We start from the raw sequence: 23,159 nt of genomic DNA on the forward strand, positions 1-23,159 counted from the left end.
AGCCCTTCGGTAGGGTGCACCGGGTGAGTTCGAGCGCACCGGCGGTACCGGGAATCAAGTCAGTCAACGCGCGCCTGGCCGAGGAGTTGGCCGTCGGCGAGAACCAGGTCGCCGCAGCCGTCGCGCTGCTCGACGGGGGATCGACGGTCCCCTTTGTCGCGCGCTATCGCAAGGAGGCGACCGGCAGCCTCGACGACGCGCAACTGCGGCTGCTCGACGAGCGGCTGCGGTATCTGCGGGAGCTCGACGAGCGGCGCGCGGCCGTGCTGGCGTCGATCGACGAGCAGGGCAAGCTCACCGACGAACTCCGGGCTGCACTGATCGCCGCGGACACCAAGGCGCGGGTGGAGGACATCTACCTGCCGTACAAGCCAAAGCGGCGGACCAAGGCACAGATCGCCCGTGAAGCGGGTCTGGAACCGTTGGCGCAGCGACTGCTCGAGGACCCCGCGCTGATCCCCGAAGAGCTCGCCGCAGAATTCGTCACCGAGGATGTCGCCGATGCCGGTGCGGCACTCGAGGGCGCCCGCCACATCCTTGTCGAACGTGCTGCCGAAGACGCCGAACTCGTCGGTGCCGTGCGCGAAAAGCTGTGGACGCAGGGTGCTCTGCGGACGACGCCGCGCTCGGCGGAGACCGCGAAAACTCCTGCCGGGCAAAAGTTCCGGGACTACTTCGACTACTCCGAACCGTTGGCGAAGATGCCATCGCATCGGGTGCTCGCTGCCTTACGTGGTGAGAAAGAAGACGTGCTGTCCCTCGACTTCGACGCCGGCGACGACGCGGAGTATCAGGCGATGATCGCGGCCACGCTCGCCGTCGACCTCTCGCATCCCGGTGCGGGTACGGCGTGGCTGGCACAGACGGTGCGCTGGGCGTGGCGAACCAAGCTGATGGTGTCGGCGGCCGTCGACGCGCGGGTCCGACTGCGCCAGCACGCCGAGGCCGATGCCGTCGGCGTGTTCGCGACCAACCTCAAGGATCTGCTCCTGGCGGCACCGGCCGGGCCACGCAGCACGCTCGGACTCGATCCGGGATTCCGGACGGGGGTCAAGGTCGCCGTCGTCGACCCCACCGGCAAGGTGCTCGACACGTGCGCGATCTACCCGCACCAGCCGCAGAAGCAATGGGACCGGGCCAAGGCGACCCTCGGTGCGCTGATCGCTCGTCATCAAGTCGACCTCATCGCGATCGGCAACGGCACCGCCTCTCGCGAAACCGACGCGCTGGCAACCGAACTCATTGCCGACCTCAAGAAGTCGGGGGCGTCGGCCCCGACCAAGGCGATGGTCAGCGAGGCCGGTGCGTCGGTGTACTCGGCCTCGGCGTACGCCTCACAGGAGTTTCCCGATCTCGATGTGTCTCTGCGCGGTGCGGTGTCGATCGCGCGCCGATTGCAGGACCCGCTCGCCGAACTGGTGAAGATCGAACCGAAATCGATCGGCGTCGGTCAGTATCAGCACGACGTCACCGCGGGCACCCTGGCGCGAAGTCTCGACGCGGTCGTCGAAGACGCGGTGAATGCGGTCGGCGTCGATCTCAACACCGCGTCGGTGCCCTTGCTCGCCCGGGTCTCCGGCATCACCGCGACACTCGCCGAGGCCATCGTCACCCATCGCGACACCGTCGGTGCGTTTCGTAATCGTAAAGCGCTCTTGGATGTTCCGCGGCTCGGGCCGAAGGCATTCGAGCAGTGCGCGGGCTTCCTGCGCATCCGCGAGGGTGACGACCCACTGGACGGATCGGGGGTTCACCCCGAGTCCTACCCGGTGGTGCGCCGGATTCTGGACCGCTCCGGGGTGCGGCTCGCGGAATTGATCGGCAACGAACGGACCCTGCGCACGTTGCGGCCGGCCGACTTCGCCGACGAGCGATTCGGCGTGCCCACTGTCACCGACATCCTCGCCGAGTTGGAGAAGCCGGGGCGCGATCCCCGGCCGGCCTTCACCACCGCCACCTTCGCCGATGGGGTGGAAAAGGTGGCCGACCTGAAGCCCGGGATGGTCCTCGAGGGCGTCGTCACCAACGTCGCGGCATTCGGCGCCTTCGTCGATATCGGGGTGCATCAGGATGGGCTGGTGCACGTCTCGGCGATGGCCGATCGCTTCATCTCCGATCCGCACGAAGTCGTCCGGTCGGGACAGGTCGTGCGGGTGAAGGTCGTCGAGGTGGATGTGGAACGGCAGCGGATCGGACTGACGCTGCGCCTGAACGACGAGGCCGGCGGCCGTGGCGATCGCGATCAGCGTGAGGCAAAACCGGAGCGCGACAAGGCCAAGCCGAATGACCGTCGAGACGATCGCAGGACCGGCCGTCCACGCGGTGATGGACCACGCGGCGATGGACGTCGGGGTGATGGACGTCAGGGTGGCAAGGGCAGGCGGGCCGAACCCGCTGCCACCGGGTCGATGGCCCAGGCATTGCGGGACGCCGGATTCGGACGCTGACGGCCCCGTCGAGGAAATCGAACGGCATTGATGAAGCTAGGCTGGCAGGGTGCCAATCCTCAACAAGGACATGTCGCTGTGTATCTCGTTGGCCGGCCGACCGTCGAACATCGGGACCCGCTTCCACAACTTCTTGTACGACGAGCTCGGGCTGAACTTCATCTACAAGGCGTTCAGCACCGACGACATCACGGGCGCGATCGGCGGGGTGCGGGCGCTGGGCATCCGGGGTTGCTCGGTGTCCATGCCGTTCAAGGAGGCGGTGATCCCGCTCGTCGACGACATCGAGGAGTCGGCGGCGGTCATCGGCTCGGTGAACACGATCGTCAACGATGGCGGCCGACTGACCGCATCGAATACTGACGTCGAGGCGGTCGCGACGCTCATCGATGCCCACAATCTCGATCGGGACGCGTCAGTACAGGTCCAGGGTTCGGGTGGGATGGCGCGCGCCGTCGTCGGAGCGTTTCGAAACGGCGGGTTCACCGATGTCACAGTGGCGGCCCGCAACGAGCAAGCCGGATCGGCGCTGGCCGGCGAATACGGATATCGCCACATCGGGGCGCCCACGGCCGGCGCCGACATTCTGGTCAACGTGACGCCGTTGGGGATGACCGGTGCCGACGCGGACACACAGGCCTTCGATGACGCAGCCATCGCAGCCGCCGATGTGGTCTTCGACGTGGTCGCGTTCCCGGTGCAGACGCCGTTGATCACCGCCGCCCGGGCTGCCGGGAAGCGAGTGATCACCGGCGCCGAGGTGATCGCCCTGCAGGCAGCCGGTCAGTTCGAGAAGTACACGGGACGAGTACTGACCGCCGATCAGGTCGCACGCGCATCGGAGTTCTCCCGCGCGCAGTGACACGCGACGGCTGGTCTCGTTGCGGACGTCAACTCGAGACGGATTCGTGATCGGGTTATGGGTTCCGTTGCCGACCCGGCGATGAGATTGTCTCTGTAGTAACACCAGAAACTTCTGTCACAAATGTGGGCCGGTTCGGCCATGTGGCCGAGCATGGGAGATGCGACAGCGATGAAACCTGGCTCGCTCGGACGTGCCCGAACGCTGCTTGTCGCGCTCGCTGTGTCGACAGCGGCGATCGGGGGCACGCTCGTCGCGACCGGTGACGCGTCCGCAGCGCCCTGCGGGAACAGTGGCACCGGGTCGACGGGATCGCTCGGCTCGACCGGATCGCTGGGCTCCAGTGGCGCGACCGGCAGCGTGTCGGGCAGTTCACGCCGTCCCGGCACCGGACCTCAAGGGGAGCTGCCGGGCTACCAGGGGCCGAGCACGCGGACGGTCGCATGGGTCACCGGGCCCAAGAGTCCCAACCGGACCTTGTCCCGTTTTGGGGTCTCCGGCACCGACCTCGGCATCAGCTGGGACAACGGCTCCGGTCAGACCTTGATGGCGTTCGGCGACACCTTCGGAAACTGCGCGGTCTCCGGTCAGCAGTGGCGGCACAACGTGCTGCTTCGGTCGAACGACACCGACCTCGCCGACGGCATCTCCGTATCGAATGCGATTCCCGGGGACCGAAACTCGGGAAGTGTCGTGAGCGCCGACGCGCCCCGCCTCGCCCGGCAACTGATCCCGGCGATCGGGGTGAGTCAGGTCGAGGTCACCACCATTCCCACCGCTGCGATCTCGCTGCCGAACCCCGGCGGCGGTCACACCCAGTACATGAACTACATGTCGGTTCGGTCGTGGGGCGATCCCGGGCACTGGGTCACCAACTTCTCGGCGGTCGCCTACTCCCACGACAACGGGCAGACGTGGACGACCGACCCCGACACGATCCTCGTCAATGCGCCGGTGACCGTGGCGCTGCCCGGCGCGCTCCGCGCCGTCACCTACAACAATGGCAAGTTCCAACAGAACGCCTACTTCCGCGGACATGGCGCCGAGGGTGGCTACGTCTACCAACTCGGAACACCCAACGGGCGCTTCGGCGCAGCGTTCCTCGCCAGATTCAGACCCGCGGACATCCGGAATCTCGGCGCCTACGAATACTGGACGGGTGCCTCGCACGGCTGGCAGCGGGACATCGGCGCCATCCCGGACGGTCCAACGGCACAAATCGTTGCCGCGCCGGTCACCGAGGCATCGGTGGCCTGGAGTCCCTATCTGAACAAATACCTGATGCTCGACGGGGACAACGGAATTCGTGCCCGTACCGCGGATCGGCCGGAGGGGCCGTGGAGCGCTCCGACGTATCTGGTGCCGCCGGTGGCGCTGGTGCTGTACGGCCCGATGATCGAGCCGCACTCGCCGGCCATTTTGGGCACCGGAAAAGACTTGTATTTCAACGCTTCCCGATGGAGTGACTACAACGTCATGCTGCTTCGGTCCGACCTGTCGAAGGTGCCGCACTGAGAGTGCCGCACACTCCGATGGGGCGGGCGGCGGGAAGCCGAGCGGACGTTCAGTCGTCGCCGGTCGTCGAGTCGAACAGGCGCCGGAACACGTTAGTCTCGGCCAGATCGAGCAGTTCGTCACCGCGGCCGGACAACACGGTGCGGATCGCATACAGCGTGAATCCCTTGGCCTGCGCGGCACTGACGGTCGGCGGGATCGACAATTCCTGGCGAGCGGTGATCACGTCGAGAATCGCCGGACCGTCATGAGCGAGGAATTCGCGGACCGCCTGATCCAGCTCACCGGGCCGCTCGACACGACGGCCGTGGATTCCCAATGCATTTGCCACCGCAGCGAAGTCGGGATTCTTCAGATCGGTCCCGAAAGTGACGAAGCCGGCCGCTTTCATCTCCAACTCGACGAAATTGAGCGAGGAGTTGTTGAAGACGACGATCTTGACCGGAAGGCGGTTCTGCGTCAGCGTCATCAGTTCACCGAAGAGCATCGCGAGTCCGCCGTCGCCGGCGAGGGCGATCACCTGGCGGTCGGGGAACGCTGCCTGCGCACCGACCCCGTGCGACAGTGCGTTGGCCATCGAACCGTGTGAGAAGGAGCCGATCAGTCGCCGTGCGCCGTTCATCTCCAGATAACGAGCCGCCCACACCACCGGTGACCCGACGTCGGGGATGAATACCGCGTCGGCGGATGCATACTGACTCAGCAGCTTGGTCAGGTACTGCGGATGGATCGGGGTCTTGCCGTCGTCGACCGCGAGATCGTCCAGCGATGAACGTGCCTTCGCGTAGTGATCGAGTGTGGCGCGAAGGTGGTCGGAGCGCCGAGGGCCGCGGATGGCCGGGGTGAGAAGTGGCAACGTATCGGTCACGCTGCCGATCACGCCGATGTCGACCCGGGTACGGCGACCGATCTGCTCGCCCCGGATATCGAGCTGGATGATCGTCGCCTCGGAGGGAAAGAACTGCTGATACGGAAAATCGGTCCCGAGCATCACCAGGGTGTCGCACTTCTCGATCGCCCGGTAGCCCGACGAGAATCCCAGCAGCCCGGTCATCCCGACATCGAACGGATTGTCGTATTCGAGGAATTCCTTGCCGCGCAACGCATGCACCACCGGGGCTTGCAGCGCCCGGGCGAAGTCGACGACCTCGTCATGGGCGCCGTCGCAGCCCGCGCCGGCGAGTATGGTCACCCGCTCGGAACGGTTTAGTTGCTCTGCCACCCGGTGCAATTCGTCGTCGGTGGGCCGGACCACCTTCGGGATGGCCCGGATCGGCGTGCGAACCTTCCGTCGCGCGGTCTTGGCGAGGAAGATCTCACCGGGAATGATGAGCACCGACACCCCGCGCTGCTCTACCGCGGTGCGCATGGCGATATCGAGCAGGCGAGGGAGTTGCTCGGGGGTGGAGACCATTTCGCAGAATGAACTGCATTCGTTGAACAGGCGATCCGGGTGGGTTTCCTGAAAGTAACCGCTGCCGATCTCGGCTGCGGGGATGTGCGCTGCGATCGCGAGGACCGGCACCCGTGACCGGTGGGCGTCGTAGAGTCCGTTGATCAGATGCAGGTTGCCGGGCCCGCAACTGCCCGCGCACACCGCCAACTCGCCGGTGAGTGCGGCGTCGGCGGCCGCGGCGAACGCCGCCCCCTCCTCATGCCGCACGTGCACCCACCGCAGCGATCCGTCGCGCCGCAACGCGTCGGTGAAGCCGTTCAGTGAGTCACCAGGAATCCCGTAGACGCGCTTGGTGCCCGCGCCCTTGATCGTTTCGACGAGTTCTTCGGCGACGGTAGGGGCCACGGAGTCTCCTCAATTCGGACGAGCGTGTCGATTCGGGGGTCAACTCACCGGGAAGCCGGGGTGAGTGGGAATCGCAGTCCGGCCACGGCGGTCCCATTCCACAATGGATTGGAGATCTCCGCGTCGCGAACCGGGATCACATCGCCGCCACGGTCGAGGACGGTCACCACTATCGACGACAGCAGATCGTGCCCGGCGTCGTCGAAGGTGATGGCACCGGTCTGCGGATCGATGGTGCCCAGCACATCCACGGTGAAGTCGTAGAGCAACGTCGCCACCGCGCCGGCGGAGGCCGCGCGGCTGATGTCGCCCAGATCGGTCGCGACCAACCCCGACGAGACCCCGTCGGCGATACGGGTCAGGGTTGCATTGTTCCGCTCGGCGTTGAGGGCAGGCATCTCGGCGCGAATCGCGGCATCGATCTGGTCGGCGCGTAGTTCGTCGGGCGCGCCCGGTACGGTAACGACCCGCCGGCCGGTCTCGGCGTTGCGGTACAGGTCGAGTAGGGGATCGGTGGCGAACAGGAACAATGGCCGCTGTCCGTTCGGGTCTCGTGGTGTCAGTTCGGCTTTCACCGCTTCGGCGACACGTTTGGCGTAGCGCTCCAGGAGGACCTTTTTGCCCTCGTCACCGACCAGCCTGCGTACGTGGCCCCGGTCCCGGACGGTGGCGCGATTGGTCGCGTCGGCGACGTCGGTGGCGTGGTCACCGGACAGCTCCAACTCGGTCGCCACCGTGGTGGCCGTGGCCTCCCACAGGTTCCAGCCGTTGGCCGACAGGGTGAGCGCGAACGCGGACTGGGTGGCGGTCACCGCGCGCACGATCTGCCCGAGATCGAAGTACGACCCGACCTGCAGCTGATTCTCCAAGCGGTTGGGCAGGACGTAGATGTTGACCTGGTCGGGCGTCAGAAAGATCGCCAGCGACCGCGACAGCCGCACCCACGCCTCATCGAGACGGACCTTCTCCCACTGGGCACGCAACGATTCTTCGACAGCATGGCGGATCCCTGCATCCCGCAGGGTGCGGATCGCGTTGTCGAAGGCGCTCTTGGCGTTCAGATAGCTGCTCTCGCGTGCATCGGGCGCAGGCGAGGTCTCGGCGTAGATCGTGATCGCGTTTTCGCGCGGCGTTCCGAGCTCTTCGAGGGTGTCGATGGTCGGGAGTGTGAAGGTGGCCATGGTCGTCCTTTCCCGGTCGTCCGTGGGGCTCTCTTCTTCACTCTAACCATGCCGGAGGTTCAATTGGCCGTAATCGTCGGTGGCAACGCGCTCGGGCCCAGAGTATCGGCACCCAAATCTTTGACCCGCCTACGTAATTCGCGGTCAGCAGTCACCACGACCACGTGACGGAAGCGGTATCGGGTGACCACGTCGACGATGGTGTCGTCGCCGGAACCGGGTGCGTCGACGATGCTGACCGGCACGATCGACGTGACCCCGCGTGCTCTGCCCTCGCAGACCAGCACGACCCGAAGCGGTGCCGACAGACCCGGTAGCCCCGTGGTTGCCAGCGGTGCGAGGCGGTCGCGCAGCCGTTCGGTTGCGCCCCGGCGGTCTCGCCACCAGCCGTCCGGTACCGAGCCGACGACGTTCGCCGCGTCGACGACGAGAACGGTGTCGGCGGCGTCGCGATCGGGGGAGTCGGGGTCGGGCGAGTCTCGATCAGGGGAGTCCACGTACGACATCCACTCATGATGGGTCGGCCAGGTCAACCGGACCGATGCGCCTGCGCGCAAATGTCGGTTACGGTCGTCTGATGAGCCTCGCCATCGGGATGATCACCTTTGATTCGGACGATCCGGTTCGCCTCGGCAGGTGGTGGGCCGAGCAGATGAACGGAACCGTCGTGGCGGAGAACGACGGATACTTCGTGATGGTGTCCCTCGGTGACGGACGTCCCGCGCTGGGATTCCAGAAGGTGAACGATCCGACGCGCGGGAAGAATCGGGTCCACCTGGACCTCACGAGCGACGACCGTGGCGCCGCAGCGCGGCGTCTGGTGGATGCGGGTGCGACCCGTGTGGGTGAGTACGAGATGGGCGGATTCGCCTGGGTCACGTTGGCCGACCCGGATGGCAACCAGTTCTGCGTCGCCGCCGGCCAGTGAGCGACGGACCGAGCTGGGCCCGTGGGTTTCACCCGTGACGAGTTGTTGTCCTATCGCAATGCCGAGGTCCGTGATCTGATCGGCCCGGGGTGCCGGCTTATGTTCGTCGGGATCAACCCCGGACTGTGGAGCGCGGCCACGGGCGCGCATTTCGCACGGCGGGGCAACCGCTTTTATCCGGCGCTGTACCGGGCAGGTATCACCCACCACCTCATCGACGCATCGGCCGGGATGCGGCAGGCCGATCGTGACGCACTCATCGATTCCGGAATCGGCATCACCAATGTGGTGTCGCGGGCGAGCGCCACGGCCGCCGAACTGACGCCGGCCGAATTGCGTTCGGGTGGGCAGCGCCTACGCGAGACCGTACGGCGAGTGGCGCCACGCGTGGTCGCGATTCTCGGAATCACTGCCTACCGCACCGCTTTCGGCCAACGCAGAGCCGAGACGGGAAAGCAGGCGGACCCGGTGGACTGGTCGGGCGCGCAGCTGTGGGTGGTGCCCAATCCGAGTGGACTCAACGCCCACGAGACCGTCGACACGCTCGCCGTCGCCTACCGTGAGGCGGCGATCGCCGCCGGCGTCATCGAAGCCTGATCGGCCCGGACTGCCTGCGCCGAAGGGTTGGTCATTGCACGTCGTCGGATCGCAGTACCCGCGTCCGAACGGACAGCAAATCCACCTCGGGCCGCGAGGCCGCGTAACGTTCGACGGCCTCGAGGACCTCGACGGCATGTGCGCGGTCCGCCGAGACCACCGAAACGCCGATTGCGGTGCGCCGATGCACCTCACGGTGGTCGACCTCGGCGACCGCAACCGCGAAGCGTGTCTTCATCTCGGCGATGATCGGCCGGATCACCGACCGCTTCTGTTTGAGGGAATGAACGTCACCGAGCAGATAGTCGAACTCTGCGAAACCGATCCACATCGGGTGCGATCCTACGTGAGATTTCGGCGGTTCCGTCAGGGCCGGTATCAATCCGACGTGGCGAGCAGAGTTCCCACGTGATCGGGTACATATTTCGACAGCGATCTCGGGGGTCGGTGGTAGTTGCCGGTGTCGATCGGATGTTTGGGTAGATCGACCTTGGGACGCGGGACCTCACGGTAGTCGATGGTCGAGAGCAGATGCGAGATCATGTTGAGCCGGGCATGTTTTTTGATGTCGGACTCGACGACGTTCCACGGGCACACCGAGGTGTCGGTGTGCACCATCATCTCGTCCTTGGCGCGCGAGTAGTCCTCCCACCGGTACACCGATTCGAGGTCCATCGGGCTCAGCTTCCATTGCCGTACCGGGTCGTTCATGCGCCCCCGGAATCGCCGGAGCTGTTCATCGTCGGACACCGAGAACCAGTACTTGCGCAACAGGATTCCGTCGTCGACCAACATCTGTTCGAAAATCGGTGTCTGGCGCAGGAATCGGGTGTGCTCCTCAGGTGTGCAGAATCCCATCACCTTCTCGACTCCGGCACGGTTGTACCAGGACCGGTCGAAGAGCACGATCTCGCCTGGCGCCGGAAGATGCGCGACGTAACGCTGGTAATACCACTGTCCCCGTTCCCGATCGGTCGGGGCGGGCAGGGCCGCGACGCGGGCAACACGCGGGCTCAGGTACTCGGTGATCCGCTTGATGGTGCCGCCCTTGCCGGCGGCGTCCCGGCCCTCGAAGATGACGACGACCCGGGCACCGGACTCACGTACCCACTCCTGAAGTTTCACGAGCTCGGTCTGCAGCCGGAACAGCTCGGCCTCGTAGACCTTGTTCGTGATCTTGACCTTGCCCGCCTTGCCCTTCTTTGCCATGCGGGCAAGCTTAAGCCCAGCAACGCGCGGGTGGTGTTCAGGCCGGCGAGAGTTTGGCGACCGCGTCGAGTTCGGATTCGAGTTCGGCGACGGAATTCTCGATACGTGCCCGGGAGAATGCGTTGATCTCGAGTCCCTCGACGACCTGCCATCGGCCGTCCACCGAGCGTGCCGGTACCGAACTCACGAGGCCCGGACGAATTCCGTAGGCGCCGGTGGACGGCAGCGCCACCGAGGTCCAATCGTCGGCAGGAGTACCCAGCACCCAATCCCGGACGTGGTCGATGGTGGCGTTGGCCGCCGACGCGGCCGACGAGGCGCCACGGGCCTCGATGATCGCGGTCCCGCGCCGCGCGACAGTGGGGATGAAGTCGTCGGTCAGCCACTGTTGGTCGGCGGCGATCTCGGCGCCGGGGGTCTCACCGACCCGGGCGTGGAAGATGTCGGGGTACTGGGTGGCAGAGTGGTTGCCCCACACCGATACCCGACTGATCTGGCTGACCGCGGCGCCGGTGCGGCGAGCGAGCTGGGCGATGGCGCGATTGTGGTCCAACCGGGTCAGTGCGGTGAATCGGTCGCCCGGCACATCGGGCGCGTTGGCGGCGGCGACCGCCGCGTTGGTGTTGGCCGGGTTTCCGACCACGATGACGCGAATATCCTGCGCCGCGACACCATTGATGATCCGTCCCTGATCGGCGAAAATGACCGAGTTGGCGGCGAGCAGATCGGCTCGCTCCATTCCCTTGGTACGTGGCCGGGACCCGATGAGCAGGCCGAACTGCGCGCCGTCGAAAGCAGTGCGCGCATCGTCGAAGATGTCGATCGACCGCAGGAGCCCGAACGCGCCGTCCTCGAGTTCCATCGCCGTTCCTTCGGCGGCGTGCACGGCTCCGGGGAGTTCGAGCAGTCGCAGACGCACCGGGCGGTCGGAGCCGAGCATCGCGCCGGCGGCGATCCGGAACAGGCTGGCGTAACCGATGCTGCCGGCGGCGCCGGTCACGGTGACGATGGCGGGGGTGACATCAGGCATGGTCGGTCCTGTCTCGACTGGTACTCGGTTACCGGCGGTCCTCGGTGAGGACGACCGTCGTCTCGGGGTTGGACAGGGTCACCGACGAGCCCTCGCGGTGCCACGTCAGCGGGCGTTCGGTGAGCCGGCGCAGCCCCAGGCATCGGCGCCGTCGTGCGGTGGCAGACAGGCCATCATCGTCGATGCAAGTGTGCCGATGACCAGGATGTTGCCGGTGGCGCTGCTCTGCAGGACGGCGGAACCCATGTGCCGATTGCATCCGGCGGTCGCGGAGATGCGCCCGGGCTCCGGAAAGGCGATCGTCAACGGACCTGAGCCGGGAATCGGCACACCGGTGACCGACGTCGACGTGAACGACGTGCCGACGGGGATCGCCTGGGCCGGCGCGGACGGTGAGGTGGTGGACGGGTCGGCATCGGGGTCGCCGAGAACCGCCACGGTCACCGCGACGACCGACGCGGCCAGCACGACCGCCATGGCGAGCGTGCCGGTGAGGGTACTGCGGTGCCGTCGCTGGAAGACCACGGCACCAACCGTAGCCGAGGGAGCCTCGACGTGCCGCTGTGGTTGGGGCCCATGGATCGGTGGACATCGCTCCCGGAATTCGAGAGCGACGTCTACCGACCCGGGGAGATCGCAATCCCCGCCCGGCCCAAGGCTTCTCGCACTTGTCGGGCGTGACGAACCGCGCCGGGGGTGTCGCCGTGCAGGCAGATCGATTCGGCGTCGACGAAGACCACGGTGCCGTCGATGGCCACCACGGTGCCGTCGGAGACCATTCGCTCCACACGATCGGCGATCTCACGGCTGTCGCCGAGTACGGCACCCGCCTGCGACCGCGAGACCAGGGTGCCCGTCGGCGTGTAGGCCCGGTCGGCGAAGGCCTCGGCGATCACCGGCAGTCCGGCCGCCGATGCGCGCTGTAGTACCGGCGATCCGGCCAGGCCCATGAGTGGCAGGTCGCCGCCGAGCTCGCGCAGCGCGGCGATCACCGCGTCGGCCTGCGCCTCGTGGTGGACGATCGAGTTATATAGCGCGCCATGGGGTTTGACGTAGTCGACCGTCGCACCGACGGATCGGGCGATCGCCGTCAGACCGCCGATCTGATAGAGGACGTCTGCGGTGAGGTCGGCGGGGGCGATGTCCATGAATCGGCGTCCGAAGCCCGCGCGATCCGGGTAGGAGACCTGGGCGCCGATCCGCACCCCCGACGCCGCCGCGGCCCGGCACGTCGCGAGGAGCTCGACGGGCGTACCCGCATGGAACCCGCATGCGACGTTCGCACTCGTGACTATCTCGAGCATCGCCTCGTCGTCGCCGACCCCCTCACCGAGGTCGGCGTTGAGATCGATGATCTGACGCGGCTGCGGCCGCGTGTTCGACGTCACAGCCGCATCATAATGGTGCCGACACGACGACATGATGGTGCCGACACGACGACATAATGGTGCCGACACGGCCATGGCACCGGCCGCGTACCGTGGACGGCGATTCGATCCCGGGAAACAACTGGTAGGAGAACGCTCGGTGGGAAAGCTGACGAACAGCATGTGGCGTTTGTTGGGGGCGCAGAGTTCACGGAACCAGTCGAAGTCTCTGAGCCTGCTCAAAGATGCCGACACGCACACCGAGTGGGCCGCCGACCTCGACGACGCCGACTTCCGGGCCGAAGCCGAGAAGTTCGACATCGGCGGGGATGCCGGGGACCGCGCGAAGTTCCTCGCCCTCGCCCGCGAGGTCGCCGACCGTTCGCTGGGCCTGCGACCCTTCGACGTCCAGCTCCAGGGAGCGCTTCGGCTGCTCGATGGCGACGTGATCGAGATGGGTACCGGTGAGGGCAAGACGCTCGCCGGGGCGATCGCGGCGATCGGCTATGTACTCGAAGGTCATCGTGTTCACGTCATCTCGGTGAACGACTATCTCGCGACCCGCGATGCGGAATGGATGGCACCGCTGTTCACCGCGTTCGGCATCGCAGTCAACGTGGTCTCGGAGAACTCCAGTCGCGAGGAGCGCAAGCGCGCCTACGACGGTGATGTCACGTACGGGTCGGTCAACGAAATCGGGTTCGACGTGCTGCGCGATCAATTGGCGCGCCATGCCGAGGACCTCGTCTCGCCGACACCGGATGTCGCGATCATCGATGAGGCGGACTCGGTGCTCGTAGACGAGGCGCTGATCCCGTTGGTGCTGGCGGGCACGGCCGACGTCGAGGTTCCCGACCAGGCCATCCACGACGTCGTCGCACGGATGAAGAACAAACACTACGAAGTCGACGTCGAGGGCCGCAATGTTTCGCTCACCGACGAGGGCGCCGTTTTCGTCGAAGAGGAGCTCGGCGGGATCAATCTATACGACGAGGAGCACGTCGGCACCACGTTGGTGCACGTCAACGTCGCGATGCACGCCCATCATCTCCTCGAGCGGGACGTGCACTACATCGTGCGCGATGGCGGGGTGCATCTGATCAACGCCTCCCGGGGCCGGGTGGCGCAACTGCAGCGCTGGCCCGACGGCATGCAGGCCGCCGTGGAGATCAAGGAAGGTCTCGCACAGACCGACTCCGGCGAGGTCATCGACACGATCACGGTGCAGGCGCTCATCGGCCGGTATCCGAAGGTCTGCGGCATGACCGGTACGGCGCTGGCCGCCGGCGAGCAGCTTCGTCAGTTCTATGACCTGCGTGTATCGCAGATCCCGCCGAATACCCCCAACATCCGCACGGACCTGCCCGACCGTGTCTATGACACCAAGGCCAACAAGGTCGAGGCGGTCGTCGCCTACGTCAAAGACGTACACGAGACCGGCCAGCCGGTGTTGATCGGCACTCACGATGTCGCGGAGTCGGAGGAGCTTGCGTACTTCCTCGAGAAGGCCGACGTGCCCTGTGTCGTTCTCAATGCGAAGAACGATGCGCAGGAAGCCAAGATCATCGCCGAGGCGGGCGCCAAGGGTGCAGTCACCGTGTCGACGCAGATGGCCGGGCGCGGAACCGATATCCGGCTCGGCGGGTCGGGCGACGACGACTCCGCCCGCGAGGACATCATCGAACTCGGTGGTCTGTGCGTCGTCGGGACCGGCCGGCACGACACCGAACGCCTCGACAACCAGTTGCGTGGCCGCGCAGGCCGTCAGGGTGATCCCGGGATCTCGGTGTTCTTCAGCAGCCTCGAGGATCCGGTGGTCACCAAGAACATCTCCTTCAAGCGCGACCCGGTCTCGCAGTCCGAGGACGGTTCGATGGGATCGAAGGGAATCGACCTCATCGAACAGGCACAGCGCGTGGCCGAAGGCGTGATGCTCGAACTGCATGCCAACACGTGGCGGTACAACAATCTGGTCAATCAGCAGCGTGAGATCGTCGTCAAACGACGCATGGAGGTACTCACCACCGACACCACCCGCAACGAGCTGCGCGATCTCGAACCGGAGCGTTATGCCGAACTGACCGGCACTGCCAAGGCGGGCAAGAACACCGAGGACGACGGTCCCGTCGCCACCGACAAGAAGGAAGCCGACGGTGGGACGAACGGCGGTGGGACGAACGACGGTGGGACGAACGGCGGTGGGACGAACGACGGTGGGACGAACGACGGTGTCGAGCCGGCGGACAACGACAAGGGGACGGACGTCGAATCCTCCGATGCCGAGACGTCCGGCGAATCATCTGACGCCGAATCATCTGACGCCGAATCCTCGGATACCGAATCGCCCGACGACGCCCGGTGGATTCCGGCCGAGCCGCTCGACGAGGCGGTTCTCGAACAGGCCGCGCGCGAGATCATGCTCTATCACCTCGACCGCGAGTGGGCAGATCATCTGGCCTTCGTCTCCGATGTTCGCGCCAGCATCCATCTGCGTGCGATCGGCCGCGAGAGCCCGCTCGACGAATTCCACCGCCTCATCCTGGCGGAGTTCGCCGAGTTGCCGCAGCGAGCGGTCGAGAAGTCCCGCAAGACCTTCCGGCAGGTGGTCATCACGCCGGACGGAGTGGACCTCGACGCGGCGGACCTGCATCGGTCGACGATGACGTGGACCTACATGGTGCACGACAATCTGTTCGCCTCCGGTGGCGCCAAGACCCTGCAGGGAATCATCGGCGTCTTCCGGTGACCGAACCGCCGGGATCCGACGCCGGCGAGCCGACGACGACCGGTACCGACCGCATCGTGACGCTGCCCAACGCGCTCAGCGTGTTGCGGCTCGCGCTGATACCGGTCTTCGTGTGGCTGGTGCTGTTCGACAAGTCCTACGGTTGGGCCTTCGTCGTGCTGTTCGTGTCCGGCGTCACCGATTGGCTCGACGGAAAGTTGGCGCGGCTGCTCGATCAGTCGTCTCGGCTCGGTGAATTGCTGGATCCGGCCGCCGACCGCCTCTACATCGTGGTCATCCCCATCTGCTTCGGACTGCGCGACTTCGTACCGTGGTGGTTGATCGGGCTCATCATCGCCCGTGACGTGTTGCTGTTCGCGTCGGCGCCGTTGCTGCGTTCGCGCGGTCTGGTGGCATTGCCGGTCCTCTACGTGGGCAAGGCCGCCACGTTCGCGTTGATGAGTGCGTTCCCGTGGTTGCTTGCCGGACAACTGGATTCGGTGATCGGCACCATCTGCTACCCACTGGGCTGGGCATTTTTGATCTGGGGCGTCGGAATGTATCTGTGGTCGTTCGTGCTCTATTGGGCGCAGACGATCATGGTGATGCGACGCATGCCCGCGGTCGGCGCGGTGTCATCGACCGCGGCGGGTTAGAGTCTCGAACGACAGAAAGGGGCCACAGTGACCGAAACCAACGTGCCGGCCGAATTGACCTACACGTCCGAGCACGAGTGGATCCGGCGGGTATCACCCACCACCGTGCGGATCGGGATCACCGACTTCGCGCAGGATCAACTCGGTGATGTCGTGTTCGTGCAATTGCCGGAGGTCGGCTCAGACGTGGAGGCCGGGGAGTCGTTCGCCGAGGTCGAGTCGACCAAGAGCGTGTCCGACATCTTCGGTCCGTTGAACGGGACGATCGCATCGGTGAACGAGGAGCTCGAGTCCACGCCGGATCTGGTGAATTCCGAGCCCTATGAAGCTGGATGGCTCGTCGAGATCGACGTCGAGGACTCCGCAGATCTCGACGCGCAACTCGGCGACCTGCTCGACGCCGACGGATACCTGCAGGCCATCGACAGCTGATCGGCGAGGGCCCGTACCCGGCGAAACCGCCGGATACGCGGTGGCGGAACGGGAAACGCGCCCCAACATGCGGATGCGTATCGCCCCGGCCGCTATGATCAAGCGGTGTCTGTCGGGTTCGACGGGTCGGGTCCCGCGCGAAAAGGTAGGTTGGATTCGGGTGCCGGCGCTTGCGCCCGAGTGGAGGCCAAGAGCGCCGCACACCCGGTTCCCTGACACGCTTCGGCGCGGCCGAGCGCCTCGACGGCGCCGCGACCGATGACAGTGCACTGCGGACGACGGCAGCGCAGCGGACGACGAAGGAGAGATAGTGAGCGACAACGACAAGGACTTCGAGGCGCCCGTGGAGACCACATCGGTCTTCCGCGAGGAGTTCATCAACGAACTCGATTCGCCGAGTACCTCGAGTGAGCCCGCCGACACCGGGGTGGAGCGGCTCTCGCCTGGCACGGCGCTGCTTGTCGTCAAGCGCGGCCCCAATGCCGGATCGCGGTTCCTGCTCGATCAGGCGACCACGTCCGCGGGGCGTCACCCCGACAGCGACATCTTCCTCGATGATGTGACGGTCAGCCGTCGGCACGCTGAGTTTCGACTGTCGGAGCGCGAGTTCCAGGTGGTCGACGTGGGCAGCCTCAATGGCACATACGTGAACCGTGAGCCGGTCGACTCGGCGACACTGGGCAACGGCGACGAGGTTCAGATCGGCAAGTTCCGGCTCGTGTTCCTGAGCGGCCCGCGCGACGGATCCGCTTCGTAGGCACGTGCCGGCCTACCCAGCAGCACAGCGCGGCGACGGACCGATGTCGATTGGATCGGTCCTGACGCTCTTGCGTGAGGACTTTCCCGACGTCACCATCTCCAAGATCCGATTCCTCGAATCCGAAGGGCTGATCAGTCCGGAGCGGGCCCCGTCGGGATATCGGCGCTTCAGTCAATCCGACTGTGAGCGCTTGCGGTTTGTTCTGACCGCGCAACGTGATCGGTACCTGCCGCTGAAGGTGATCAAGGAACAACTCGAGGCCATCGACCACGGCAACGATGGGCCGGCCGCCGGTACGCGGCTGTTGTCGTCGGCGCGTTCAGTGGTGGCCCCGGCCACCGATTTCGGTTCCCGCGGTGATCGGGTGTCGCGTGAATCGCTGATAGACCGTACCGCGGTCGATTCCGCATTTGTCACCGAACTGCAGCGCAGCGGGCTGTTGACACCCGGGCCTGCCGGCTTCTTCGACGAGGATGCGGTGCGCTTGGTCGAAGCGGCAGCAGCGCTGGCCAGTTACGGTGTCGAGACCCGGCATCTGCGCGCGTTCAAGGTCTCCGCCGATCGGGAGGCCGGTCTGGTCGCCCAGATCGCCAGCCCGATCGCGAAGGGAAAGGGAACCGGTGCGCGAGACCGCGCAGAGGAGTTGGTGCGCGAGATCGCCGCGCTCTCGGTAACCCTGCATACCCAGCTGGTCAAGGCTGCCGTCCGCGACGTGTTGGACTGAGCCGGACCCGGTTCGGCGCCTGTGTTCGTCCATCGTCTCGAGACGACTTTCGGCCCCGGGCGGTCACCGAGTCGGCGGCCATGTGACGGCGGTGCGGTGTAGCGTCGACAACAACCAAATCGGGTCCGTCGTCATCGGGTGGAGGTGCATGAGATGACCGAAATGCGCGTGGTGGGTATCCGCGTCGAGCCGCCACAGAGTCAACCCGTGCTGTTGCTGCGCGAGGTCGACGGCGCGCGGTATCTGCCGATCTGGATCGGGCAGAGCGAAGCTGCGTCAATTGCGTTGCGGCAGAAGGGTATAGAACCTCCTCGGCCGTTGACTCATGATCTGATCGTGAACCTGATCGAAGAGTTCGGGCAGACACTGGTCGAGGTACGCATCGTCGACATGCAGGAGGGCACGTTCTACGCCGAGATGGTGTTCGCCAACGACCTCCGGATCTCGGCGCGTCCCTCCGACGCGATCGCCGTCGCGATGCGCGCGGAGGTGCCGATCATCGCCGATGAGGAGGTCCTCGCCGAGGCGGGCCTACTCATCCCGGATGACGACACCGACGAGGCGCCCGACGAGAAGGAAGACGAGGTCGAGAAGTTCAAGGAGTTCCTCGACAACGTCTCTCCCGACGACTTCAAGGCCAGCGGCGGCGCGTGAGGGCGTAACCGCGCTCGGATGCTGGTAGCGACACGTCACGGATCGGCTACCGTCTGGTCTCCGTCTGCCTCCATCTCAAGTAGAGCTTGAGCCTTATGGCGCGTCGCGTTGATTCGGGATCATCGGCAGGCATAGCGTCTGTGGCAGATCGCCGCAGGACATCCGTGGCGAGCAGAGATCAACCGGTTGACGAGCGCGTAGAGTAGGCCACCGAAGGTGGGCCGACGATTTGCCCGCCCGTCCGACCGGTTCAGACGGTGGCGAGGAGTCTGCAGTGGGCGATCAGCCGATGGACAGCGACGCGACGACCGGGGATCCGGTCGCGTCGCGAACGGCACCGGCGACGCAGGGAAGTCTCGAGGACATCGCTCCGGGACTCTTCCCGGGCGATGCCGTTCCCGACGAACTGATCGGCTACCGCGGGCCGAGTGCCTGTCAGATCGCCGGCATCACCTACCGTCAGCTCGACTACTGGGCGCGGACCTCGCTCGTGGTGCCCTCGATTCGCAGTGCGGCCGGCTCGGGGAGTCAGCGTCTCTACTCGTTCAAGGACGTTCTCGTCCTCAAGATCGTCAAGCGGCTGCTCGACACCGGGATCTCACTGCAGAACATCCGCGTGGCCGTCGACCATCTGCGTCAGCGTGGCGTCGAGGATCTCGCTCGCATCACGCTGTTCTCCGATGGCACCACCGTCTACGAGTGCACCTCCGCCGAAGAGGTCGTCGACCTACTCCAGGGCGGTCAGGGCGTATTCGGCATCGCGGTGAGCGGGGCGATGCGCGAGCTGACGGGCACGATCGCGGAGTTCCCGGGTGAGCGGGCCGACGGCGGCGTCACCGAGACCGCCCCGGAGGACGAACTGGCCGCGCGGCGCAAGAGCCGAACCCGGCAGACCGGTTAGCCGGCCCCCGGGTGTGGTCGTGCGCTCCGTTTACCTGACGGTAGACTGACGTCGCGTCGCTGCATCACGGGAGAGCGCCTCCACCCCCGAGACCCGGTCAGGGCTTTCGACGAGGTGATGGCCGCCGAAGGAGCAATACCTCTCCGTCAAACTCTCAGGCACCCGGACCGTGATGTCGACGGCGTCTCTGGAAAGTGACGAATATTTCGTCCGCCCACGGTGAAAGGCGAACGCGTCGGTGACGCCGCGTCGGCCGAATCTCTCAGGCGCCTGCTCGGACCACGGTCCGACGGCATGACAGAGGGGGAGGACCCGACGATCCGAAAGCCGGATCCCGCGAGAGGTCCAGACTTGTCCCGTCCGAGCCAGCCCCCAGTCATCCAACCCACGGCGACCCAGACCCCGGCGACCCAGACCCCGGCGACCCAGACCCCGGCGACCCAACCCATGGCCGAGTTCGTCGACCGGCACGTGGGTCCCGATGCCGAGGAGACCGCGCGGATTCTCGCCACGATCGGGGTGGACTCACTCGACGAACTCGCCGCACGCGTGGTGCCTGCGGTGATCGCCGACGATCCCCGCGACAACGGACTCGACGCGCTTCCGGCCGCGGTGAGCGAACACGAGGCACTCGCAACGCTCGCCGGACTCGCCGCTCGCAACACGGTGATGCGGTCGATGATCGGGCTCGGTTACTACGACACCCACACGCCGCCGGTGATCCTGCGTAACGTGCTCGAGAATCCCGCCTGGTACACCGCCTACACGCCATACCAGCCGGAGATCAGTCAGGGTCGCCTCGAGGCGCTGCTCAACTTCCAGACGATGGTCGCCGACCTCACCGGACTGCCCGTGGCCAACTCGTCAATGCTGGATGAGGCGACCGCGGCCGCCGAGGCGATGACCCTGATGCGTCGGGCCGGCAAGTCGAAGTCGGCGCGGCTTGTGGTCGATGCCGACCTGTTCCCACAGACGCGTGCGGTCATCGAGACCCGGGCCGAGCCGCTGGGGATCGAGATCGTGGAGGCCGCACTGAATCCGGGGCTGCCCGGGTGCGGTCTACCCGACGGTGAGTACTTCGGTGTCGTCATGCAGATCCCGGGCGCGTCGGGCCGCATCGTCGATGCCGCACCGATCATCGACGCCGCCCACAGTGGCGGTGCGCTGGTTGCGGTCGGGGCGGACCTGCTCGCGCTGACGTTGATCACGCCGCCGGGTGAGCAGGGCACCGACGTCGGGTTCGGCACCACCCAGCGATTCGGTGTGCCGATGGGCTTCGGCGGACCGCACGCCGGCTACCTCGCGGTGCGCACGGCCCATACCCGCCAGATGCCCGGCCGGCTGGTCGGCGTCTCCCGGGACGCCGACGGAAACCTCGCGTACCGGCTCTCCCTGCAAACGCGCGAACAGCACATCCGCCGCGAGAAGGCGACCAGCAACATCTGCACCGCCCAGGTGCTACTGGCGGTGGTCGCCGCGATGTACGCGGCCTACCACGGTCCGGCGGGACTGCGCGCCATCGCAACCCGGGTGCACGAGCGTGCGGCACTGATCGCCGACAGCCTTGCCGCGGCCGGGTTCTCCGTCGAGCATGCGAGCTTCTTCGACACGGTGTCGGTGCGCGTGCCCGATGCCGCCGACGGAGTGCTGTCGGCCGCGCGACATGCCGGTATCAACCTGTGGAGTGCCGGCGACGACCTCGTCCGTATCGCCTGCGACGAGACGACGACTCTCGACGATGTGGAGGCCGTCCTGCGCGCCTTCGACGCCGCCGGGGTGGTGCCACGCGGGTTCGCGGCGCCCGTCGAGACGCGCAGCAGCGACTACCTGACCCATCCGGCGTTCAACCGCCACCGCACCGAAACGTCGATGCTGCGATACCTACGGGCATTGTCCGACAAGGACATTGCGCTCGACCGCAGTATGATCCCGCTCGGCTCCTGCACCATGAAGCTCAACGCGACCGCGGAGATGGAGCCCATCACGTGGCCGGGATTTGCCGGACTTCATCCGTTCGCACCGGAATCGGACGGCGCCGGGATTCGTGAGTTGATCGCGACCCTGGAGTCGTGGCTGGTGGCGATCACCGGCTACGACCGGGTCAGTCTGCAACCGAATGCCGGATCACAGGGCGAATACGCGGGTCTGCTCGCGATCCGCCGCTATCACCACAGCCGTGGCGACACCGATCGTGACGTCTGCCTGATCCCGTCGAGTGCGCACGGCACCAACGCGGCTTCGGCGGTGATGGCAGGCATGCGCGTGGTCGTGGTCGCCTGCCGGGCCAACGGTGACGTCGATGTGGACGACCTGCGGGCGAAGGTCACCGCGCACGGCCCACGGCTGGCCGCGATCATGATCACCTATCCGTCCACCCACGGGGTCTTCGAGCACGACATCGCCGAGATCTGCGGCGCCGTCCACGACGCGGGCGGACAGGTGTACGTCGACGGCGCCAACCTGAACGCGCTCGTCGGCGTCGCCCGCCCAGGCCGCTTCGGCGGCGACGTGAGCCACCTGAACCTGCACAAGACCTTCTGCATCCCGCACGGCGGGGGTGGACCCGGTGTCGGTCCGATCGCGGTCGGAAAGCATCTCGCGGCCTTCCTGCCCGGACATCCGCTCGCTCCCGAACTTCCCGGGGACGTCACGATCGCGGCAGCCCCGTACGGGTCGGCGTCCATTTTGCCGATCACCTACGCCTACATCGCGATGATGGGTGCGCAGGGCCTGCGCCGGGCGACGTTGACGGCAATCGCGTCGGCGAACTACATCGCGCGACGCCTGGCCGATCACTACCCGGTGCTCTACACGGGCGAGGAGGCCGCCGGTGCGGACACCGGGGCGGTGGGTGGCTGGGTCGCCCACGAGGCGATCCTTGATCTGCGGCCGTTGACCAAGGCGACCGGAGTCACCGTCGACGATGTGGCAAAGCGACTGGCCGACTATGGTTTCCATGCCCCGACCATGAGCTTTCCGGTGGCCGGAACGCTGATGGTGGAACCGACCGAGAGTGAGAACCTCGCCGAGCTCGACGCCTTCTGTGACGCGATGATCGCGATTCGCGCGGAGATCGACGAGGTCGGTGCGGGGACCTGGCCGGCTGACGACAACCCGTTGCGCGGCGCGCCGCACACCGCCGAGTCTCTCGTAGGCGAGTGGGATCATCCGTATTCGCGGGAGACCGCGGTGTATCCGCAGGGTCTGCCCTCGGCGGGTGCGCGGGCCAAGGTGTGGCCCGCGGTGCGGCGCATCGACGGTGCGTTCGGCGACCGCAACCTGGTGTGCAGCTGCCCGCCGGTGTCGGCATTCGCCGAGTGACATCGGTTCGCCTGCCGTGACGGGCGTCGGCCGCCCGAAGACCGGGTGG

The 23,159-nt window shown here is 66.3% G+C and carries 21 protein-coding genes and 1 riboswitch; of the genes, 13 read left to right on the forward strand and 8 right to left on the reverse strand.

Annotation, left to right across the window (positions count from 1 at the left end):
* Window positions 1-53 precede the first annotated feature (53 nt).
* The 3 genes from ACLQ3C_RS00300 to ACLQ3C_RS00310 all read left to right on the forward strand — a co-directional run bounded on the left by ACLQ3C_RS00300 (window position 54) and on the right by ACLQ3C_RS00310 (window position 4,824).
* Window positions 54-2,447, forward strand: a complete 2,394-nt coding sequence (locus tag ACLQ3C_RS00300) for a Tex family protein (RefSeq protein WP_425702906.1) — start codon at window positions 54-56, stop codon at window positions 2,445-2,447.
* 49 nt (window positions 2,448-2,496) lie between these two features.
* On the forward strand, window positions 2,497-3,309 hold the full coding sequence (locus tag ACLQ3C_RS00305; RefSeq protein WP_425702411.1) for a shikimate 5-dehydrogenase: 813 nt from the start codon (window positions 2,497-2,499) through the stop codon (window positions 3,307-3,309).
* 153 nt (window positions 3,310-3,462) lie between these two features.
* Window positions 3,463-4,824 (forward strand): DUF4185 domain-containing protein, encoded by a 1,362-nt coding sequence (locus tag ACLQ3C_RS00310; RefSeq protein ID WP_425702413.1) that lies wholly within the window; start codon window positions 3,463-3,465, stop codon window positions 4,822-4,824.
* 49 nt (window positions 4,825-4,873) lie between these two features.
* Here the strand turns inward: ACLQ3C_RS00310 and poxB are convergent, their stop codons facing one another.
* From poxB to ACLQ3C_RS00325, 3 genes are read right to left on the reverse strand one after another with little or no spacing between them, the layout of a single operon-like run.
* Window positions 4,874-6,625: a ubiquinone-dependent pyruvate dehydrogenase gene (poxB, locus tag ACLQ3C_RS00315; protein WP_425702415.1), complete on the reverse strand. Its 1,752-nt coding sequence runs from the start codon at window positions 6,623-6,625 to the stop codon at window positions 4,874-4,876.
* A gap of 44 nt (window positions 6,626-6,669) precedes the next feature.
* A complete protein-coding gene (locus tag ACLQ3C_RS00320) occupies window positions 6,670-7,806 on the reverse strand; it encodes a hypothetical protein (protein ID WP_425702417.1) in 1,137 nt (378 codons plus the stop codon).
* A gap of 59 nt (window positions 7,807-7,865) precedes the next feature.
* Window positions 7,866-8,312 carry a hypothetical protein gene (locus ACLQ3C_RS00325; RefSeq protein ID WP_425702418.1) on the reverse strand — a complete coding sequence of 149 codons (447 nt, stop codon included), beginning with the start codon at window positions 8,310-8,312 and terminating at the stop codon, window positions 7,866-7,868.
* A gap of 71 nt (window positions 8,313-8,383) precedes the next feature.
* Here ACLQ3C_RS00325 and ACLQ3C_RS00330 point away from each other — a divergent pair, with 71 nt between their 5' ends.
* Entirely contained in the window at window positions 8,384-8,734 is a 351-nt protein-coding gene (locus ACLQ3C_RS00330; RefSeq protein ID WP_425702419.1) for a VOC family protein, read from the forward strand.
* Window positions 8,735-8,755: 21 nt separating this feature from the next.
* Window positions 8,756-9,331: a mismatch-specific DNA-glycosylase gene (locus tag ACLQ3C_RS00335; RefSeq protein WP_425702420.1), complete on the forward strand. Its 576-nt coding sequence runs from the start codon at window positions 8,756-8,758 to the stop codon at window positions 9,329-9,331.
* A 31-nt stretch (window positions 9,332-9,362) separates the two neighbouring features.
* Here the strand turns inward: ACLQ3C_RS00335 and ACLQ3C_RS00340 are convergent, their stop codons facing one another.
* From ACLQ3C_RS00340 to ACLQ3C_RS00360, 5 genes are all read right to left on the reverse strand, one after another.
* Window positions 9,363-9,662: a DUF503 domain-containing protein gene (locus tag ACLQ3C_RS00340; protein WP_425702422.1), complete on the reverse strand. Its 300-nt coding sequence runs from the start codon at window positions 9,660-9,662 to the stop codon at window positions 9,363-9,365.
* A 47-nt stretch (window positions 9,663-9,709) separates the two neighbouring features.
* On the reverse strand, window positions 9,710-10,540 hold the full coding sequence (gene ppk2 / locus ACLQ3C_RS00345) for a polyphosphate kinase 2 (protein ID WP_425702423.1): 831 nt from the start codon (window positions 10,538-10,540) through the stop codon (window positions 9,710-9,712).
* Window positions 10,541-10,577: 37 nt separating this feature from the next.
* A complete protein-coding gene (locus ACLQ3C_RS00350) occupies window positions 10,578-11,570 on the reverse strand; it encodes a malate dehydrogenase (protein WP_425702424.1) in 993 nt (330 codons plus the stop codon).
* 105 nt (window positions 11,571-11,675) lie between these two features.
* Entirely contained in the window at window positions 11,676-12,095 is a 420-nt protein-coding gene (locus ACLQ3C_RS00355) for an META domain-containing protein (protein WP_425702425.1), read from the reverse strand.
* Window positions 12,096-12,187: 92 nt separating this feature from the next.
* A complete protein-coding gene (locus tag ACLQ3C_RS00360) occupies window positions 12,188-12,958 on the reverse strand; it encodes a LamB/YcsF family protein (protein ID WP_425702427.1) in 771 nt (256 codons plus the stop codon).
* 139 nt (window positions 12,959-13,097) lie between these two features.
* Between ACLQ3C_RS00360 and secA2 the strand changes: the two genes are divergently transcribed.
* From secA2 to gcvP, 8 genes are all read left to right on the forward strand, one after another.
* Window positions 13,098-15,683 (forward strand): accessory Sec system translocase SecA2, encoded by a 2,586-nt coding sequence (gene secA2, locus ACLQ3C_RS00365; protein WP_425702429.1) that lies wholly within the window; start codon window positions 13,098-13,100, stop codon window positions 15,681-15,683.
* Complete coding sequence (locus ACLQ3C_RS00370) at window positions 15,680-16,318, forward strand: CDP-alcohol phosphatidyltransferase family protein (protein ID WP_425702431.1); 639 nt, start codon at window positions 15,680-15,682, stop codon at window positions 16,316-16,318. Before secA2 ends, ACLQ3C_RS00370 begins: the two co-directional genes overlap by 4 nt.
* 27 nt (window positions 16,319-16,345) lie before the next feature.
* Window positions 16,346-16,750, forward strand: coding sequence for a glycine cleavage system protein GcvH (gene gcvH / locus ACLQ3C_RS00375; protein ID WP_425702432.1), 405 nt, complete (start codon window positions 16,346-16,348; stop codon window positions 16,748-16,750).
* 307 nt (window positions 16,751-17,057) lie between these two features.
* Window positions 17,058-17,507: a glycogen accumulation regulator GarA gene (gene garA / locus ACLQ3C_RS00380; protein ID WP_425702908.1), complete on the forward strand. Its 450-nt coding sequence runs from the start codon at window positions 17,058-17,060 to the stop codon at window positions 17,505-17,507.
* A 43-nt stretch (window positions 17,508-17,550) separates the two neighbouring features.
* On the forward strand, window positions 17,551-18,234 hold the full coding sequence (locus ACLQ3C_RS00385) for a MerR family transcriptional regulator (RefSeq protein WP_425702433.1): 684 nt from the start codon (window positions 17,551-17,553) through the stop codon (window positions 18,232-18,234).
* A 153-nt stretch (window positions 18,235-18,387) separates the two neighbouring features.
* Window positions 18,388-18,888, forward strand: coding sequence for a bifunctional nuclease family protein (locus ACLQ3C_RS00390; protein ID WP_425702435.1), 501 nt, complete (start codon window positions 18,388-18,390; stop codon window positions 18,886-18,888).
* A gap of 274 nt (window positions 18,889-19,162) precedes the next feature.
* Window positions 19,163-19,789, forward strand: a complete 627-nt coding sequence (locus ACLQ3C_RS00395; RefSeq protein ID WP_425702436.1) for a MerR family transcriptional regulator — start codon at window positions 19,163-19,165, stop codon at window positions 19,787-19,789.
* Between the two features lie 57 nt (window positions 19,790-19,846).
* Window positions 19,847-19,969: riboswitch (glycine riboswitch) on the forward strand.
* A gap of 267 nt (window positions 19,970-20,236) precedes the next feature.
* A complete protein-coding gene (gene gcvP, locus ACLQ3C_RS00400) occupies window positions 20,237-23,110 on the forward strand; it encodes an aminomethyl-transferring glycine dehydrogenase (RefSeq protein ID WP_425702909.1) in 2,874 nt (957 codons plus the stop codon).
* Window positions 23,111-23,159 lie beyond the last annotated feature (49 nt).

This window comes from Gordonia sp. DT30, assembly GCF_049844915.1.
GTDB lineage: Bacteria > Actinomycetota > Actinomycetes > Mycobacteriales > Mycobacteriaceae > Gordonia.